General features: G+C 63.6%; 16 protein-coding genes. 10 read left to right on the forward strand and 6 right to left on the reverse strand.

Going from position 1 to position 17,573, the window contains the following annotated elements; all coding sequences use genetic code 11:
- Nucleotides 1–106: 106 nt before the first annotated feature.
- Entirely contained in the window at nucleotides 107–862 is a 756-nt protein-coding gene (locus HAP48_RS32005; protein WP_166203870.1) for a GntR family transcriptional regulator, read from the reverse strand.
- A 116-nt stretch (nucleotides 863–978) separates the two neighbouring features.
- Nucleotides 979–2,391, reverse strand: a complete 1,413-nt coding sequence (locus HAP48_RS32010) for an MFS transporter (protein WP_166203871.1) — start codon at nucleotides 2,389–2,391, stop codon at nucleotides 979–981.
- A 366-nt stretch (nucleotides 2,392–2,757) separates the two neighbouring features.
- Between HAP48_RS32010 and HAP48_RS32015 the strand changes: the two genes are divergently transcribed.
- The 5 genes from HAP48_RS32015 (at nucleotide 2,758) to HAP48_RS32035 (ending at nucleotide 7,039) form a co-directional block, all read left to right on the forward strand.
- Nucleotides 2,758–3,165, forward strand: a complete 408-nt coding sequence (locus tag HAP48_RS32015) for a hypothetical protein (protein ID WP_166203872.1) — start codon at nucleotides 2,758–2,760, stop codon at nucleotides 3,163–3,165.
- A 156-nt stretch (nucleotides 3,166–3,321) separates the two neighbouring features.
- Nucleotides 3,322–4,104 carry an NYN domain-containing protein gene (locus tag HAP48_RS32020; protein WP_166203873.1) on the forward strand — a complete coding sequence of 261 codons (783 nt, stop codon included), beginning with the start codon at nucleotides 3,322–3,324 and terminating at the stop codon, nucleotides 4,102–4,104.
- 208 nt (nucleotides 4,105–4,312) lie between these two features.
- Nucleotides 4,313–4,702 (forward strand): DUF1236 domain-containing protein, encoded by a 390-nt coding sequence (locus tag HAP48_RS32025; RefSeq protein WP_166203874.1) that lies wholly within the window; start codon nucleotides 4,313–4,315, stop codon nucleotides 4,700–4,702.
- A gap of 194 nt (nucleotides 4,703–4,896) precedes the next feature.
- Nucleotides 4,897–5,958, forward strand: a complete 1,062-nt coding sequence (locus tag HAP48_RS32030; protein WP_166203875.1) for a ketopantoate reductase family protein — start codon at nucleotides 4,897–4,899, stop codon at nucleotides 5,956–5,958.
- A 241-nt stretch (nucleotides 5,959–6,199) separates the two neighbouring features.
- A complete protein-coding gene (locus tag HAP48_RS32035; protein WP_166203876.1) occupies nucleotides 6,200–7,039 on the forward strand; it encodes a DUF5131 family protein in 840 nt (279 codons plus the stop codon).
- Here the strand turns inward: HAP48_RS32035 and tcmP are convergent.
- From tcmP to HAP48_RS32055, 4 genes are all read right to left on the reverse strand, one after another.
- Nucleotides 6,992–7,894, reverse strand: coding sequence for a three-Cys-motif partner protein TcmP (gene tcmP, locus HAP48_RS32040; protein ID WP_166203877.1), 903 nt, complete (start codon nucleotides 7,892–7,894; stop codon nucleotides 6,992–6,994). The genes HAP48_RS32035 and tcmP overlap by 48 nt on opposite strands.
- Nucleotides 7,895–7,900: 6 nt before the next feature.
- Complete coding sequence (locus HAP48_RS32045) at nucleotides 7,901–8,362, reverse strand: hypothetical protein (RefSeq protein WP_166203878.1); 462 nt, start codon at nucleotides 8,360–8,362, stop codon at nucleotides 7,901–7,903.
- 197 nt (nucleotides 8,363–8,559) lie between these two features.
- Nucleotides 8,560–9,162 carry a thiamine pyrophosphate-dependent enzyme gene (locus tag HAP48_RS32050; RefSeq protein WP_166203879.1) on the reverse strand — a complete coding sequence of 201 codons (603 nt, stop codon included), beginning with the start codon at nucleotides 9,160–9,162 and terminating at the stop codon, nucleotides 8,560–8,562.
- Between the two features lie 8 nt (nucleotides 9,163–9,170).
- Nucleotides 9,171–9,719, reverse strand: a complete 549-nt coding sequence (locus tag HAP48_RS32055) for a thiamine pyrophosphate-binding protein (RefSeq protein ID WP_029082310.1) — start codon at nucleotides 9,717–9,719, stop codon at nucleotides 9,171–9,173.
- 288 nt (nucleotides 9,720–10,007) lie between these two features.
- Here HAP48_RS32055 and HAP48_RS32060 point away from each other — a divergent pair, with 288 nt between their 5' ends.
- From HAP48_RS32060 to HAP48_RS32080, 5 genes are all read left to right on the forward strand, one after another.
- Nucleotides 10,008–10,973 carry a Bug family tripartite tricarboxylate transporter substrate binding protein gene (locus HAP48_RS32060; protein WP_166203880.1) on the forward strand — a complete coding sequence of 322 codons (966 nt, stop codon included), beginning with the start codon at nucleotides 10,008–10,010 and terminating at the stop codon, nucleotides 10,971–10,973.
- A 4-nt stretch (nucleotides 10,974–10,977) separates the two neighbouring features.
- A complete protein-coding gene (locus tag HAP48_RS32065; protein ID WP_166203881.1) occupies nucleotides 10,978–11,874 on the forward strand; it encodes an amidohydrolase family protein in 897 nt (298 codons plus the stop codon).
- A 15-nt stretch (nucleotides 11,875–11,889) separates the two neighbouring features.
- Nucleotides 11,890–12,939 (forward strand): hydroxyacid dehydrogenase, encoded by a 1,050-nt coding sequence (locus HAP48_RS32070; protein WP_166203882.1) that lies wholly within the window; start codon nucleotides 11,890–11,892, stop codon nucleotides 12,937–12,939.
- 267 nt (nucleotides 12,940–13,206) lie between these two features.
- Nucleotides 13,207–16,641 (forward strand): autotransporter outer membrane beta-barrel domain-containing protein, encoded by a 3,435-nt coding sequence (locus HAP48_RS32075; protein WP_224496705.1) that lies wholly within the window; start codon nucleotides 13,207–13,209, stop codon nucleotides 16,639–16,641.
- 417 nt (nucleotides 16,642–17,058) lie between these two features.
- Complete coding sequence (locus HAP48_RS32080; protein ID WP_029082305.1) at nucleotides 17,059–17,274, forward strand: hypothetical protein; 216 nt, start codon at nucleotides 17,059–17,061, stop codon at nucleotides 17,272–17,274.
- The last annotated feature ends 299 nt before the right edge of the window (nucleotides 17,275–17,573 follow it).

A 17,573-nucleotide genomic window follows, 5' to 3' on the forward strand; every position in this document is an offset into this window, starting at 1 on the left:
AGCATGATCCGGAAAAGTGGAATCCGGTTTTCCGAACAGATCATGCTCAAACAAAGAGATGAGATCATGATGCGATTCGATGTAATCGCATCATGATCTAAAGCTCTCACAGCGTCGAACGCGCAAAGCTTTCGATGTAGTCGATCAGGCTGTCGGACGCCGCGCCAGCGGCGTCGACGTGGCGCTCGGCGACGGCTTCGGCGACATCGGCATGCAGCCGCGCCGCGAGCGGCAGGTCGGCGGCTTCCTTGTAATGCTGGTACCAGAACCGGCGCGACAGGCCATGCATCAGGCCCATGGCGCGGGTCGCGAACTCGTTGCGTGATGCCGCGGAGATCAGTGTGTTGAACTGGTGATCCAGCCGCATGAACAGCAGATCGTCGGATTTTTCCGCCGCGCGCCGCATGCCGGCGGCGATCTCGGAAAACTGCGCGCGCTGCTCGCTGGTGGCGCGCTCGGCGGCGCCGCGCGCCATCAGCCGTTCCAGCTCGCGCCGGACCTCGAGCAGGCGGAGCTGGGCCCGCAGGTCGATCTCGGACACCAGCACGCCGCGACGGGCCAGGATGTTGACGAGGCCGTCGCGCGACAGCCGCTGCAACGCCTCGCGGATCGGGGTACGGCCGATGTCGAGCCGCTTGGCGAGCACGAGCTCGGAGAGCGCGGTGCCGGGCGGCAGTTGCAGGGTCACGATCAGCTCTTCCAGCTCGGCATAGGCGCGATCGGTGAGGGTGACATCGCCTTGCGGGAGTGGGGCCTGCGCGGCAGCGCGCGGCTTACCGGCGGCGGACGATTGCCGCGCCGGCCGGCGGCTCCCTGCTGCGCGCGCGCGCACCGTGCTGGATCGCTTGTTCGAATCGGCCATCGGGGTCACGCGTGCTGGTGTACAGCAGATATCTCACACGCCCCGATGGCACTGACAAGGCCAGTCGATCAGCGCGACGCCGAATCCGGCCGCATGCGGCGAACAGCAGCGCATCATCAGTGCGAAATGCTCTCCAGCGTCCGGCCGCGGGTTTCTTCGCCGAGCAACAGCACCGCCAGCGCCGCCACCACGAACGCGCCGGCGCCCAGTGCGAACACGCCGCTCTGTCCCGCCGCAGGCAGGATCACGCCGATCACATAAGGGCCGATCAGTGAGCCGATTCGGCCGACCGCGGAGGCAAAACCGGTTCCGGTGGCGCGGACATGGGTCGGGTACAGTTCAGGCGTATAGGCGTAGAGCGCCGACCACATGCCGAACAGGAAGAACTGCATGCAGAGGCCGGCAATGATGAGCTGGGTCTGGTCCGCCGCCGAGCCGTAGAAGTGGCAGGCGATCGCGCCGCAGAGCAGGTTCATCACCAGCGTCGCCTTTCGGCCCCAGGATTCGACGAGCCACGCCGAGACCAGGAAGCCGGGGATGCCCGCGAGCGAGATCAGGATCGTGTAGAACACCGATTTGGTAATCGGGAATCCCTTGGCCTGCAGCAACGCGCCGAGCCACGTGGTCAGACCGTAGAAGCCGAGCAGCGCGAAGAACCACAAGGTCCACAACATCGTGGTCCGCTTGGCGTAGATGCCTGAAAACAGCGTCCTCAGGCCCGTCACTTCGGACGCGGGAGCGGCGGCCTGGCGCACGACCGGCGGCAGTTCCTTGCTGCCGAGACGATCGCGGACCCTGCTTTCGATCTTGCGCACCGTCGCTTCGGCCCGCTCGGAATAGCCGTGGGACGCGAGCCAGCGCGGCGATTCCGGAACGTAGCGTCGCACCACCAGCACGAAGACGGCCGGGATCGCCTGCAGGATGAAGACCCAGCGCCAGTCGGCGGCCTGCAGCACGAAGTAGGTCAAGAGGCCCGACGCGATGAAGCCGAGCGGCCAAAACCCTTCGAGGAAGGCGATGTAGCGGCCGCGGTTCTTGGCCGGCATGATCTCCGAGACCATCGACTGCGCGACCGGAAACTCCATGCCCATTCCGAAGCCGAGCAGCAGGCGGGATGCGCCGAGCGCGGTCGCCGTCGTGGAAAGACCGCAGCACAGGCTGCCCAATCCCCAGAAGATCATGCTGACCTGGAACACGCGGGCGCGGCCGAAACGGTCGGCAAGCAGGCCGGCGGACGCAGCGCCTACGAACATGCCGAGGAAGCTCATGCTGGACAGCAGCCCGGCTTCCGCCGTCGAGAGGCCGAAGGTCTGGCGGATCGAGCCGAGCACGAAGGTCAGCGCGGCCAGGTCCATGCTGTCGAAGAACCATGCGGTTGCGATGATTCCGAAGATCCAGCGCTGATAGGAGGTCAGCGGCAGACGCTCGAGCCGTGCCGCGATGTCGGCGACCTGCTGCGCTTGCGCGGTGCGCGCGACGGCGGCCGGAGCTCGGCTTCCGGCCGATGCGGTGACGTCGGCAATGGTCATTGCTGTCCTCCCCAGCTGGACGTTGCGGGGCTCTTGTCGGCCCTTCCATAAAATGTCACACGGATAGCAGTGATATGTCAATTGATGATCAGTGCGGAATTGGCGGTGCGAACCCGGCTGCGGCGCCAGATGCGGCCGCGGACAAATCGGCGCACGGTGCGGGCCTGCTCGGCTCTGGTCGACAATCGGTGCCGCTTGGGAGGTCCTCCGGAGCGGCATCGCCACCCGGTTAACGGCATCCGAGAAATCGGGGGCTACCAGATAATCCGGCTTTAACGGGGAGCCGATTAAACGTCTCGTGGTTGCACGCGCGCGATACCCCGGCAGGTATCCGATGGCGGGTCCGGAGGAGGCGTTTTCCCTACCATGTCAATTCAGCTTGATTCGGATTTTGAAAGCGACGATCGCGCGAGGGCGCAGATCGACGCGGCGGTGAGCCATCTGCTCAGGGACGCGACCGGCGTGGCGCGCGACCATGCCGTCGAGGCCATCGTCGAACTGGTTCGCGATATCGCAAGCCGGCCGCCCGGTCTCGACATGGCATCGCGGCAGCCGCCCCTGAGCGGCGTCGCCTACAAGGATTATGTGATCGATGCCTACCGGCGCGATGTCGATCGCTGGCGCGCCACCATCCGCCGGTCGAACGGCAAGAAGATCCGGATCGCCTTTCCGCCCTCGGTGCGCGACGACGCAACGACGACGGCGGATGCGATCACCGCGGAGAAGGCCATCGAGTTCGCCCGCCGGGCGATCGACATGGGCGAAGTGATCTGATCCGCACCGCCTGAAGGCTGCCGTCGCCGCGAAAATCCACTCGACGGCCACGAAGCCTATGCTTGGGACGCGCGATGTGCTCCGATGCGGCGGCCGCGCCGGTTCCGCTGCCGTTTGCGGAGACGTCGATCCATCGCTTCCCAGCCGAGAAAAGCCATGCCTTCCGAACTGCGTTCGCCCCGACTCGCCGTCCTGATCGACGCCGACAATGCATCTGCAAGGATCGCCGACGCGCTGTTCGAGGAGATCGCCAAGATCGGCGAGGCCAGCGTTCGCCGCATCTACGGCGACTTCTCCAATCCGAGGTCCAAGGGTTGGGCCGACGTGTTGTCCAAGCACGCCATCATCCCCCAGCAGCAGTTCGCCTATACGACCGGAAAGAATGCGTCCGACATCACCCTGGTGATCGACGCCATGGACCTGCTGCACAGCGGCCGGTTCGATGGATTTTGCCTGGTGTCCTCAGACAGCGATTTCACCCGTCTGGCCGCCCGCATCCGCGAGCATGGCATCGACGTGTTCGGATTCGGCGAGCAGAAGACGCCGGAGAGTTTTCGGCAGGCCTGCCGCAGGTTCGTCTATACCGAGAATTTGCGCGGCGGGGTGACGAGCAATCAGGATGCGGCCGTGCGTGCCCAGCCGTTGCAGCCGCCTGACGCCGCGACGCCCATCCTCAAGAAGGTCATCGGCCAGATGGCGAGCGAGGACGGCTGGGTGACGCTTGGCGAGGTCGGACGGCAGCTCGCCAATCTGGCATCCGATTTCGATCAGAGGACCTACGGCTTCCGCACCCTGGGCGAGCTGGTGCGCAGGACAAACGCTTTCGAGATCGAGTCCAAGGGTGGGACGATGCGAATCCGCGTCAAGCCGGCGGCTGCACCGCCGCCAAGATCGCCAAGACCGCCAAGACGGCGAGCGCCGCGAAAACCTGCGGAGTGAGCGGCGCGCGCCCGCTGTGGTCCGCTTCAATCTGAACCGATCATGAATGCCGCTTCGGACATCTCCGAAGCGGCACTTTCATGTGCGCTGGAACTGAAGGGAATTGCACGCGGAACCGGAGTCTGCGCGCAAGTTGCGCTGTTGGAACTGGAACGTTCTCACTGCTCGCGATGTTGAGGGGCAGCTCACATCTCGGAGGAGAAGAATGATGAACAAGCGTTTTGCCGTTTCCCTTGTCGCTGCTGCGTCGCTGCTTGCGTCCGGTTCGGCCTTCGCGCAGTCCACGACTGCAGCGGGCGCCGCGAATGGTGCGCGGACCGGTGGTGAAATCGCAGGTCCCGTCGGCGAGATAGTCGGCGGCACGGTTGGAGCTGCGGTCGGTGCCGGCCTCGAGATTCCGAATGCGGTGATCGGATCGATCCCGCGCGGCGAGCCGTCGGTGGTGGTGCGCGAACGCGTCGTGGTCGGCGAGCCGCTGCCGGATACAGTCGTGCTGCACCCCGTGCCGCGCTACGCCGAATATCACTATGCGATCGTCAACGATCACCGCGTGATCGTGGATTCCCGGACCCGCAGGGTGGTGAGGGTCATCGACTGATCGCGCCGGGATTTCTGACTGTCGACATCCTCGCGGGCACATCGCCCGCGGGGATTCGTTTGATCCCATGAATACCCGCATGGCACAGGCCCGCTTTTTACATGCACCGAGCGGTTGGCCTGACGGCCTGATCCCCTAGACTGTCTCCAACGAGCGGGCGCGGCCAGCGTCCGCCAAGAGCAGGGGATGGAACCATGGGTCGGAAGATCGCGATCGTCGGCGCGGGTGCGGTCGGCGGCTACGCCGGTGCGCATATGGTGCAGGCGGGTGAGGACGTCACCTTCATCGATCCCTGGCCCGAACATGTCGAGCACATGCGAAAGCACGGACTGCGGGTTACGCACGCGATGGACGTCGCGGAGTTCACGGTGCCGGTGCGCGCGCTGCACGTCACCGACGCGCAGCAACTGGCGAAGCAAAAGCCGGTCGACATCGCCTTCGTCTGCATGAAGTCGTACGACACGGCCTGGGCGACGATGCTGATCCGGCAATATCTGGCGGCGGATGGTTACGTGGTGTCGCTGCAGAACTGCATGAACGAGGAGACCATCGCCGGCATTGTCGGCTGGGGCAAGACGCTCGGCTGCATCGCCAGCAGCATCACCGTCAATCTGCCCGAGCCCGGCCATATTCACCGCGGCGCCGGCAAGGGCGGGGCTGCGCACACCGTGTTTCGCGCCGGTGAGGTGCATGGCCGCATCACCGCGCGGGCCGAAGAGGTTTGCCGTCTCGTCGGCTATTCCGACAGCGCCAAAGCGACCTCCAATCTCTGGGGCGAGCGCTGGTCCAAGCTCGTCGCCAATGTGATGGGCAACGGGCTGTCGGCCTGCACCGGCCTGCCGGGCGGCGAGGTGCTGCAGAGCGAACCGCTGCGCCGCTTTTCAACCCGGCTCGGCAGCGAGGCGATCCGGGTCGGCCAGGCCCAGGGCTATCAGCTGGAAGAAATCCTGCATCTGTCGCCAGAGATCATCGCGCGGGCCGGCGAGGGCGACGAGGCCGCGACGCGCGCCTGCGACGAGCAGCGCTTCAAGGATGCCAAGCGCACATCATCGGCGCAGCGCCCCTCGATGGGCCAGGACATGCAGAAGGGCCGCCGCACCGAGATCGAATTCCTGAACGGCCTCGTGGTGCGCGAAGGCGAGAAGCTCGGCATCGCCTGCAACGCCAACGCCGCGCTGACCGACATCGTCAAGCGCGTCGAACGCGGCGAGCTCGCGCCGGACCCGCGGCACATCACGGAGCTGCGGATGAATTGATTCGGAGGCTTCTCGCCTGCAAAGGAGGAATCACTTTTGGACTGGCGGGTTGCCGAAAGGTGCGGATGGCACGTCCGATCCCGACTCTGCCGCTCAGGATAACGATGGATTCCCCGCCTCCTCGTGCAGTTCCGCAGGGGCAGCTTAGCCCTCTTGTCATCATGCGTGACAAGCAAAATCAACAAGATATAAGGAATATTTACCGTAAGCAGTCAGGGTCGCTTCCCGCGAGGAGCAACACATGGGTGAAACGTCGATCGAGTGGACAGAGTCGACTTGGAATCCGATCGTCGGATGCTCCATCGCTACGCCCGGCTGCACCAATTGCTACGCCATGCGGATGGCTGCTCGGATCGAAGCAATGGGCACGGCACCGCACTATGACGGCACAACCAAGCGCGTGAAGGGAAGGGCGGTTTGGACCGGGAAACTATCCTTAGCATCTGACGATTTGATTTCGGCTCCGCTGCGCCGCCGGCGACCGACCACATACTTTGTCAATTCGATGGGTGATCTTTTTCATGAAGACTGCCCGGATGCGTGGATCGATCGGGTGTTTGGTGTCATGGGTGAGGCCAACCACCACATCTTTCAAGTGCTGACCAAGCGCGCGCAGCGACTGCATGACTACCTCACCGCGCGTCGGCCAAAGCCACTTCCCAACGTTTGGCTCGGTGTGTCGACGGAGCGCCAGAAGGAAGCAGACGAGCGCATTCCCTTGCTGCTCACGGCGCCCGCCTCGGTGCGATTTATCTCAGCTGAACCGCTGCTTGGTCCTCTAGATATCCGCGGTTACGTACGTGGTCGCGAGGACCATCGCATCAACACGGGCCGCGCCGCCGACAGGCGCGCTGGTGCATGCGTCGGCTGGCGGCCGCCGCTCGATTGGGTAATTGTCGGAGGCGAAAGCGGACCCGGAGCTCGGCCGATAGATCCAGCCTGGGTGGAATCACTTCGAGTCCAATGTGACGGTTCGGATGCCGCGTTTTTCTTCAAGCAATGGGGTGGAAAGAATAAGAAGGCGGCCGGCCGGCTACTTCATGGTCGGACCTATGATGATATGCCGCTTGGGATCCAGTAGATGGCTTCCGATACGCGTTGCCAAGCCGATTGCGCCAGTCGCCCGGTTCGATATGCAAAGAAACAGCGAAAACATCTGAGGATGTTTGTCAACCGGTAGGGCTAGCGGCTTTAGCACATGTGCGAAAACCTCTGAGAGCCGTTTTTGGACATATTGCTCGAGCCCGCTCGGGTCTAACTCGCGACGCCGCTCAGGAATACCGCCGAACATGTCAGCTTCACCGGTGATGGGATAAAGTTCTTCTTCCCATGTCGACGAGCCAAACATCCGAGTGAGGGCGGCTCGTTTGGCATCGTCAATATCCACTAAACGGCGCGTTGCTTGTCTGTAGAGGCCAGCCAGTGGAAACAGAAACCAGACGTCGATGGCTTGTGTTGATGCTAACGCTTCAAGGGTCGACCACTCGACTTCCATTCCATAAGGATCGAGAAAGACTACCGCTCGCTTGTCGTGCCATCGATTGGCAGCAACCAACCTCTTCAATGCATCGTTAGCGTCATCCTCAGCGACCACGATGGATCGCTGTAAGTGCTTTGCGGCTAGATCGCGAAGAGCGGAGGCGTAATTTGGATTGCGTTCAACGAACATCAGAAAGTCGAAGCGTGGGCTGACGCCGAGCGCTATCTGCGCAGACCCGCGCCGATGTTCAACAACTTCCTCGACCGGTTCCTCAACCAGATCTGCGCCGCGGCGGTCCGTTCGCACGGTCCGACTTCCTGTGCCGGCGAAAGCGTCGATATACCAAAGGTGCTTGAAATTGGGGCGAAGCGCAGTCGTATACGCCTTCAAGTATCCTTCAACGATCGATAGCTTGATCTCGGTGTGCTGGCCGCCAAATTCGTGATCGACGGTCATTATTACTCAATCCTTCGTAAAGCCAGCACAAAGCCAGCCAACAAGCCAAAAGAAGGCAAAGGCTAAGGTCGCGCCGCCGACGCTGAGCAGCGCGCCGAAATAGATCGGCTCGATCATCATTTCCATCGGAGCCGGCATCTGGGTTCCGTAAGTACGCGCGTCGTTGATGCTCATTGAGAAGCGACTCCCCATACAACCTGAGGAGATCAAATCGACGCTCGATGCGTCGTAAGTTAGTGTCTTCAATGGCTCATTCCGCTGAATCTTTCCCACGACGCAGGATGCTTGCCCGTAGCGATTTTCGGCGTTCCTCTGAGCATCAATGGCAATGAAAAACGAGGTGCCTAGACCGGTTAGAAGGATGAGGCCACCAACAGCAAGGCCGATACGCTTGAACCCTCGGATAAAGCGGGCACCTCCCGTCAAAGGAGCAGATTGGCGCCCGTATGGCTGCAATCCATTAGTCATCTGAAACTCACTTGAGGTCTTCTGAAACCTCGATCTTAGCTGCAGTGAAGCCGCACAAGATCGCCCGCGGCGAATGCAGCGTTGAACAATTTGATCATTGAAAAGCCCCAGCTTTGCGGCGAGCTAACCGCAACTAGAGCGCGAGAGCAAGTATACTTTAGCGAGTGCGTGGCGACTTGATTGCTTGCTTTGCCGCCCTACAGCAGCTGCCTCACCCCCATGCCGTTCATGAAGCGCTCGCGGATCTGCACGGGGTCGCGGCGAGTGGTGCCGGTGCCTGGCTTGTCGTCGATGCGGACGCCGATCAGCGACGGGCCTGAGGCCTGTTTCGACTGCTCGATCAGGCGCTCGAAATCGTCCTCGTCGGCGGCCCAGGAGCTGTTGGCAAGGCCGCTGGCGAGCGCGAGCGCGACGATGTCGGCATGGCCGGCGGCAGGGGTCGGCTGCGCGCCCGTGATCTGGTAGATGCCGTTGTCCATCACGACCATCGTCAAGTTCTTCGGCGCCAGCGTTGCGATCGTGGAGAGGCAGCCGAGCTGCATCAACAGCGATCCGTCGCCTTCCAGCGCAAACACCCGCCGCTTCGGCTGCGCCAGCGCGACGCCGAGCGCGATCGGGAACGCAAGTCCCATGCTGCCCAGCATGTAAAAGTTCTGCGGGCGGTGGCCGGCGGCCCACAGGTCGAAATTGGTGTTGCCGATGCCGCCGATCACGGCCTCGTCCTTCAGTTTGGCGACGAGGCGCTGGGTGAGGTCGAAGCGGTTCATCACCTTGGTGTTGCGCGCGTGGGTGTTGGTCATGGCTGATCTCACTTGTCGAAGGTTTTGCCGCCGGTCAACAGCGGCGAGAGGATCAGCGCCACCGGCGCCTGGGTGGCGACGGCCTGCTTGATCGAGCGGTCGGCGATGAATTCGAGCTCGTCGAGCCGGGTGATGGTGTGATGTTCCATCGCAAGCGAATCCAAGACCGGGCGCATGGTGCGGCAGACCAGCGCCTGGCCGTAATTGAACTCGCCGAGCGTGCCGCGCTCGGAGACGAACATGATCAGCGGGATCTGGTAGGGCACCGCGAGCGAGGCCAGCACGTTGGCGAGCGTCGCAAAGCCCGAGGTCTGCATCAGCACCGCGCCGCGCATGCCCGCCATCCAGGCGCCGGAGACGATGCCGACGGCCTCTTCCTCGCGCGCGGTCGGAAACGTCGTGAAATAGGGATCGGCGTGCAGGTTCTTGATCAGCGTGGTCAGCACCCGGTCGGGCACATAGGGCACCAGCTTGATCTCGTTCCGCTTCAGCGTCTGCAGCACGATGCCGTGCCAGGTAGCCTTGTCCTGAGGCGAGGCTTGTTCCGCGGCCGCCATCCTGTTCTCCCTGCTCGCGCGACACCGGAGCCGTTTCCGTTCCGATTGGATCGGAACGGGGCTCCAGCTCTTTTGCTTGACGCGTTTTCTTCACGCGAACCGGAATCCACTTCGCTCGAAAACGCTCTAGCTGTCGCTTGTGACACGCAACTTGACGCGGTGCATGCGATTGTCAACATGCCGCGGCCGCAACGCGATCTGCGGAATTCGGTCATCCCAGCGCCGAACCAACGTGCGATAGAGGCTTAACGATAAAGGGACGGAACGATAAAGGGACGGGAGGCGTCGATGGCCGGATGGGTCTGGCGGACCGCCATTGCGGCAGCGGCCATGGTGATGGCCGGCTTTGCGTCCGCGCAGCCGTTCCCGGCCAAGGCCGTTCACATTCTCGTCCCATATCCGCCCGGCGGCGGCGTCGATGTGCTGACGCGGACGCTGGCCGAAGCGGTGTCGAAGACCTGGACGCAGTCGATCGTGGTCGAGAACCGGCCCGGCGCCGGCGGGGTGATCGCCTCGCAGGCGATCGCGACCTCCGCGCCCGATGGCTACAATCTGATCATGGTGGCGAGCGGCCACGCCACCAATCCGTTCCTTTATCCAAAGCTGCCCTACGACACGTTCAAGGACTTTTCGCCGATCTCGCTCTTGGCGTCATCGCCGAACGTGCTGCTGGTGCGCGCGGACTCGCCGTTCAAATCGGTCGGCGACGTGATCGCCGCGGCGAAGGCAAAGCCCGGCAGTCTTTCTTTCGCCCATGCCGGCAACGGCACCTCGACCCAACTTGCCGGCGAGCTGCTCAAGAGCCTTGCGAAGATCGATCTCAACGCGATCCCCTACAAGGGCGGCGCGCCCGCGATCAACGACCTGCTTGGCGGGCAAATTCCGATGTCGTTCAACAACGGGCCGGAATCGGTCGGGCAATTGCAGGCCGGCACGGTTCGCGCGCTGGCGGTGACGACGGGCTCGCGCGCGCCGTTCCTGCCTGACGTGCCCAGCATGTCGGAGACCGTGCCGGGCTACGACACCGAGGTGTGGTGGGGCCTGATCGGCCCTGGCGGCATGCCCGCCGATCTCGTCGCAAAAATCTCGCACGATTTCGTCGCGGCGGTTAACACCGAGGCCGTGAAGGAGCGTCTCGGCAAGCTCGGCGCGATCCCGATCGGCTCGACGCCGGAGACATTCGTCGCCAAGATCAGGGCCGACTACGACAAATGGGGGCCGATCATCAAGGCCGCCGGCATGAAAGCGGAGTGAGCCGATGGCTGCGTCAGAGATTCCCGCCTGCCTGCCGCCGCGTCCGGTGACGCCGCCCAGAGAGAAGTTGCCGCCGAAGGCCTGCGATACCCATGCGCATGTGTTCGGCCCGGCGGACCGCTTTCCCTATGCCACTGATCGCAGCTACACGCCGCCGGACGCGCCGCTCGCGACCTATCTCGGCATGCTCGATGCGCTCGGTTTCAGCCGCGGCGTGCTGGTGCAGGGCAGCGCGCACGGCCACGACAATTCGGCGATGCTGGACGCGTTGCAGCGCGAGCCGGCGCGGCTGCGCGGCGTCGCGGTGGCCGATGCCGATGTCGCGGCGGGCACGCTGCGGCAATGGCATGTGCTCGGCGTCCGCGGCCTACGCTTCAACCATTTGTTCCGCGCCGGCCAGTTGCACTATCGCGGCGGCATTCCGCTCGGCGTCGCCGAGACGCACGCGGCTGTGATGGCCGAGCTCGGCTGGCATCTGCAACTCTGGATCGATGTGAAGGACTTGCCCGACACGATCCCGACGCTGAAGGCGCTCGGGCTGCCGGTCGTGGTCGATCACATGGGCCGCACCGATGCTGCCGCCGGCATCAACACCGAAGGCTTCCAGAGCCTGCTGCGCGCGGTCGGAGAGGGCTGGTGCTGGGCCAAGCTGTCCGGCGCGCATCGCCTGAGCCAGCGAGCGCCTGATTATCCGGATGCGCGGCCGTTCCACGAGGCGCTGGTCGCGGCCAACTCCGAGCGGCTGGTGTGGGGCGGTGACTGGCCGCATCCGCGGGTCGAGGGCGAGATGCCCGACGCCGGCCATCTGCTGACGCTGTTCCAGGAGTGGACGCCGGAAGCGACGACCCGGCACCGCATCCTCGTCGACAATCCCGCAAAACTCTATGGCTTCCCAAACTGAGAGCTGTCCGAAGACATGACCGTCAACAACAAGCGCGTGTTCTACGTCAAATACCTCGCCCACGAGATCTATGTCGACATCCTGAAGAAGCGGCCGGATGTGCGGCTCGATCGTTTGGAGAACGAGACGCCGGAGGCGACGTTCGCGCCTGTCCTCGCCGACGCGCATGCCTATCAGATCGGCGCGGCCCGCGACGAGCTGGCGCCGCACTTCCATGCCCATGCCGAGCTGTTGAAGCGCGCGCCGAACCTTTTGATCGTGTCGTCGAACGGCGCCGGGTTCGATCCCGTCGACGTCGATGCCTGCACGGCGGCGGGCGTGCTGGTGGTCAATCAGTCCGGCGGCAATGCCAATTCGGTCGCCGAGCACGCGCTCGGCATGATGCTGACGCTGTCGAAACGGATCATCCAGTCCGACCGCCGGCTGCGCCGCGAGGCCAACGTCAACCGCAACGACCTGATCGGCAACGAGCTGAAGGAGAAGACCGTCGGCATCGTCGGCCTCGGCAATGTCGGCCGCCGCATCGCCGAGCTGTGCAAGGGCCTGCTGCACATGAAGGTGATCGCCTACGATCCGTATCTCACGGCGGAGGAGATGGCGAAGCGGGGCGGGGAGAAGGTCGAGCTCGACGATCTCTTGCGCCGCGCCGATTTCGTCTCGATCTCCTGCCCGCTCGACAAGAACAGCCGCGGCATGATCGGCGCGCGCCAGTTCGCGCTGATGCAGCCGCACGCCTATTTCGTCACCACCGCGCGCGGCTTCATCCATGACGAGAAGGCGCTTGAGGATGCACTGCGCGACAAACGCATTGCCGGCGCCGGCCTCGACGTCTGGGACAAGGAGCCGCCGCCGCCGGATCATCCGCTCTTGCAGTTCGACAATGTGCTGGCAAGCCCGCACACCGCCGGCGTCACCCGCGAGGCGCGCATGAACATGGGACGGATCGCCGCCGAGCAGATCCTCGACGCACTCGACGGCAAGCGCCCGCCGCGCATCATCAATCCCGAAGTCTGGCCGGTTTACGCGAAGCGGTTCGAGAAGGCGTTCGGGTTCATGCCGCAGTAGCAGACGGGAGTGTGGAATATCGTGTGCCTGGGGCGTCGGCGTCGCATCGTGATGGCCCCGTTAAGCCCGGTACCGGTCATACAGCTCGGCGCAACTGGAACAGGTGAAGTGTGTTCGGCACTCTGTGCAACTGACTAAACCTCAAGCTGTGGGTTATTCGCAACGCGCGAGAGCAAACCGCAGGAAGGGGCGCAGTTTCATTGCTGGACGACCAGGACTACTGCACTCTGCGCGCGGGGCGCTTCGCGGTGACTCCAGGGGAATGCAGTGGGAACTTTTGTGGTGCCCGACCAGCACGGCGTGTGCGCGCGACGAACGCTGGCTTGGTTGCGTGCCGGGTTGCTCGCGACGGTGGCGCTATTCGTGACTGGCCTGCCGGCCGCGGCTCAGGACGCGACCTGGGTTCTCAACCCTACGGAAAGTGGACCCAACCCGGGGACGGCCGATTACAACAACGTCGCCAACTGGACACCGGCAACAGTACCGATCGGCACCGCCACATTCGGAGTGACGAACAGCTCAAGCCTGTCGTTTTCGGCGTCGAGCACCAGCGTCGGTGGCTGGACTTTCAATGCCGGGGCTTCAGCCTATACGTTTACCCTTGGCGAAGTATTCTTCGGTCGGACACTTACGTTCAATGGCGCCGGCATTGTTATCAACGGTGGCAGCGCAACCATCAACAGCATCACCGACCACGCGCCGTCCGAAATCCAATTCCTCAACGCGAGCACGGCCGGCAGCGCCACGATCAACAACAGCGGCACGCTCTCGTTCTCCGACAGCAGCTCGGCCGGCAGCGCCACCATCGTCAACGACAGCTTTACCGGCAGCGCAATAGGGTTCTCCAACACGAGCACGGCTGGCAACGCCGCCATCACCAATAATTGGACTCTCCAGTTCGGCGACAACAGCACGGCCGGCAATGCCAGCATCCGCAACAACTTCTTCATGGATTTCTTCAACGCGAGCACGGCGGGTAACGCCAGAATTATCGAGAACGGTTTTCTGGTCTTCCACGACACCAGCACGGCCGGCAACGCCACCATTACCAATAATGGCGGCAGCGGAATGAGGTTCCGGGATAGCAGCACGGCCGGCAATGCGACGATCATCAACAATTTCGATTTGGCTTTCGTGAATTCGAGCACGGCCGGCAACGCCACCATCACGACCAACAGCGGTGGCACGACTTCGATTCAGGACACGGCCAGCGGCGGCACCGCGCGCTTCATCCTGAACGGGACCGGTGCGCTCGACATTTCGGGCCTCACGACCGGCGGCACCACGGCCGGGTCGATCGAAGGGGGCGGCAACATCCTGCTCGACGCCAATACCCTGACGGTCGGCGGCAATGACCTCTCGACGACATTTTCCGGCGTTATCACTCCGGTTTCCGGCGTTTTCAGCGGGACCGGCGGGCTGATCAAGGTTGGCACCGGCACGCTGACGCTGACCGGAATCAACACGTATACGGGCGGGACGACCTTTTCATCAGGCACGCTCTCTGTTTCGGGGGATGCCAATCTTGGGGATTTCTCGGGACGATTGATTTTCGATGGCGGCACGCTGGAGGTCAGCGGCGCCGGCTTTACCTCGTCCCGTGCAGTCCAGATCGGGAGCAACGGAGGGGCGGTGCAGGCCGACACCGGCTCGCTCGCACTCTCCGGCGTGATCTCGGACTTGGGCGGCGCAACGGGTGCCGTCACCAAGACCGGCAACGGCACGCTGGTGCTGTCAGGGAACAACACCTACAGCGGCGGCACCATCATCAATGCGGGGATGCTGCAACTGTCCGGCGCCGGTACGCTGGGCGCGACGAGCGGAACGACGACCGTCAATGGTGGCGGTACGCTCGATCTCGGCGGCACCACGCAGACCCAGGCGGCGTTGGCGCTTGCCGGCGGCACGTTGCAGAACGGCTTGCTCAACGGCGCGATCAGCTCGACAGGCGGCACGATCGACGGCCTCGGTGGCGCTGCCAGCCTCGACGCGACCGCCGGCACGACGCTCGTGCTCGGCACCAACACCTTTACCGGCGGCACGACGGTGACCAATGCGACGCTGACGGTGAACGGCTCGCTCAGCGATCCGACCATCGGGGCCGGCGGCCTGCTCAACGGCACCGGCTCGGTCGGCGATACGACGATCCAGAGCGGCGGCGCATTCGCGCCGGGCTCCGGCACGCCGGGCACGTCGATGACGGTGAACGGCAATCTCGCGTTCCAGTCCGGCGCGCTCTATCTCGTCGCCGTCAATCCTTCGACCGCATCGTTTGCCAATGTCAGCGGGGCTGCGACGCTCGGCGGCGCCAGCGTCAACGCAACGTTCGCCAACGGCAGTTACATCTCCAAGCAATACACCATTCTGAGTGCCGGCAGCGTCAGCGGCACCTTCGGCACGCTTACCAACGTCAATCTGCCGGCAAATTTCAGCGACACGCTGAGCTACGACGCGACTCACGCCTATTTCAATCTGGCGCTGAATTTCACGCCGCCGCCATCCGCTCCGAACTACGGCCGCGGCCTGTCGATCAAGCAGCAGAACGTTGCCAACACGCTGGTCAATTACTTCAACACCACCGGCGGCATCCCGATGGTCTACGGCACGCTGACGCCATCGGGCCTGACGCAGGCCTCGGGTGAACTGGCAACCGGCTCGCAGCAGACCACGTTCGATGCCATGAACCTGTTCCTGGGGCTGCTGACCGATCCCTTCATGAACCGGAACGGTGGAGTAGCTTCGGCGTCGGGCGCGCCGAGCTATGCGGAGGAGGGCGATACAAACGCCTACGCGGCCACAAGAAAGACGAACGCCTACGCGATGTTCACCAAGGCGCCGCCGATACCGTTTGTGCCGCGCTGGAGCGTCTGGGCGGCGGGCTATGGTGGCTCGCAATCGACCAGCGGCAACGCCGTGGTCGGATCGAACGATACCACCAGCAGCGTGTACGGCACCGCTGTCGGCGCCGACTATCTGTTCTCGCCGAACACCATTGCGGGTTTTGCGCTGGCCGGTGGCGGCACCAACTTCTCCGTCGTCAACAGCGGCAGCGGCCGGTCCGATCTGTTCCAGGCCGGCGCCTATATCCGCCACACCGAAGGTGCGGCCTATGTCACCGCCGCGCTCGCCTATGGCTGGCAGGACATCACCACCAACCGCACCGTCACGGTCGCCGGCATCGACCAGCTCCGCGCCGAGTTCAATGCCAACACCTATTCCGGCCGCCTCGAAGGCGGCTATCGTTTCGCAGCACCCTGGACCGGCGGCATCGGCATCACGCCCTACGCCGCCGGCCAGTTTACGACCTTCGATCTGCCCGGCTATGCCGAGCAGGCCCTGGTCGGCTCATCCGCCTTCGCGCTCACTTACGGTGCGAAGAGCGTCACCGATGTCAGAAGCGAACTCGGCATCCGCACGGACAAGTCGTTTGCAATGTCCGATGGCGTGCTGACGCTGCGCACCCGGTTCGCCTGGGCGCATGATTATGATCCGGACCGCTCGATCGCCGCGACCTTCCAGGCGCTGCCCGGCGCGAGTTTCGTCGTCAATGGCGCGGCGCAGGCCTCCGACTCCGTGCTGACCACGGCATCGATCGACATGAAATGGCTGAACGGCTGGTCGGCCGCGGCAACCTTCGAGGGCGAATTCTCCGACGTCACCTCGTCCTACGCCGGCAAGGGCGTGGTGCGGTACACTTGGTGAGCGCCGGTATCCGCGGTGCAGCGTCTCAGAGGGTCGGAGAATATCTCCTTCGCCGTAACCCGACATGAAGCAATAAACCCACTGTCAAACTGCGGCCGGGCGAAGCGTCCGTTGTTATTTTCCTTGAGATATCGACGGCTTAGCCAGAAATCGCCATTTTCCTTTTGTGCCCGTCCATTCCGGGCATGGAAGGAAGATGCGTCATGCGACAGGTCCAGTCATACCTCCGTGCAGCTCCGGCCAGGATCGGCCGCCGCATTGCGCAGATCGTCGCGATCGCTGCTGCCAGCCTGCCGCAGGCCGGCGCGTAAGTTTTCCACCGTGCGCCGCAACCGCGCGCCGAATTAACTCAACACCGCCTCGTGTCAGTGCTAGCACGTGAACCCCGGGCTCTGCCCCCGCAGCAGGGAGGGTTCCATGTCACGCTTCGTCGTTCATTTCATGAAGGACGTGCTCGGCGGCAATGGCCGCCAGCGCGAGGTCTGTCAGGGCGCGCTCGAGATCGACGCCTCGAGCGAAGGCCAGGCCACCGAAATGGCCAAGCTCAAATTCTGTCAGGAGCAGGCGCTGTGCGACTGGTCGCTGCACGCCGACCGCATCCGGATCGAAGCGGCCGACTTGCAAGTGACCTGACGCTAGTTTGCGATCAGCGCCGCATTCGCTCTGCGCTCCCTCTCCGCTTGCGGGGGAGGGCAATAGCATATGCGTCTGTTGCTGAAGTCCGCAAATGCCGTATGCGATAGTCCCTGGGCGAGGGGGGCGTCTGCACGATTTCTGGATAATCGAAGAATACCGCTGAGTTGCCCGTCGAGTCAAGTTGCCGTGTCCGTCGGCAGTCGCCGGCTACTTTGCATGGGGTTGTTTTCGATATTTTGGCAGGGCACCCCTGCGACGACCTCTCCCGCAAGCGGGAGAGGTGCAGCTGGTCTGCC

The organism is Bradyrhizobium septentrionale, assembly GCF_011516645.4.
Lineage (GTDB): Bacteria > Pseudomonadota > Alphaproteobacteria > Rhizobiales > Xanthobacteraceae > Bradyrhizobium > Bradyrhizobium septentrionale.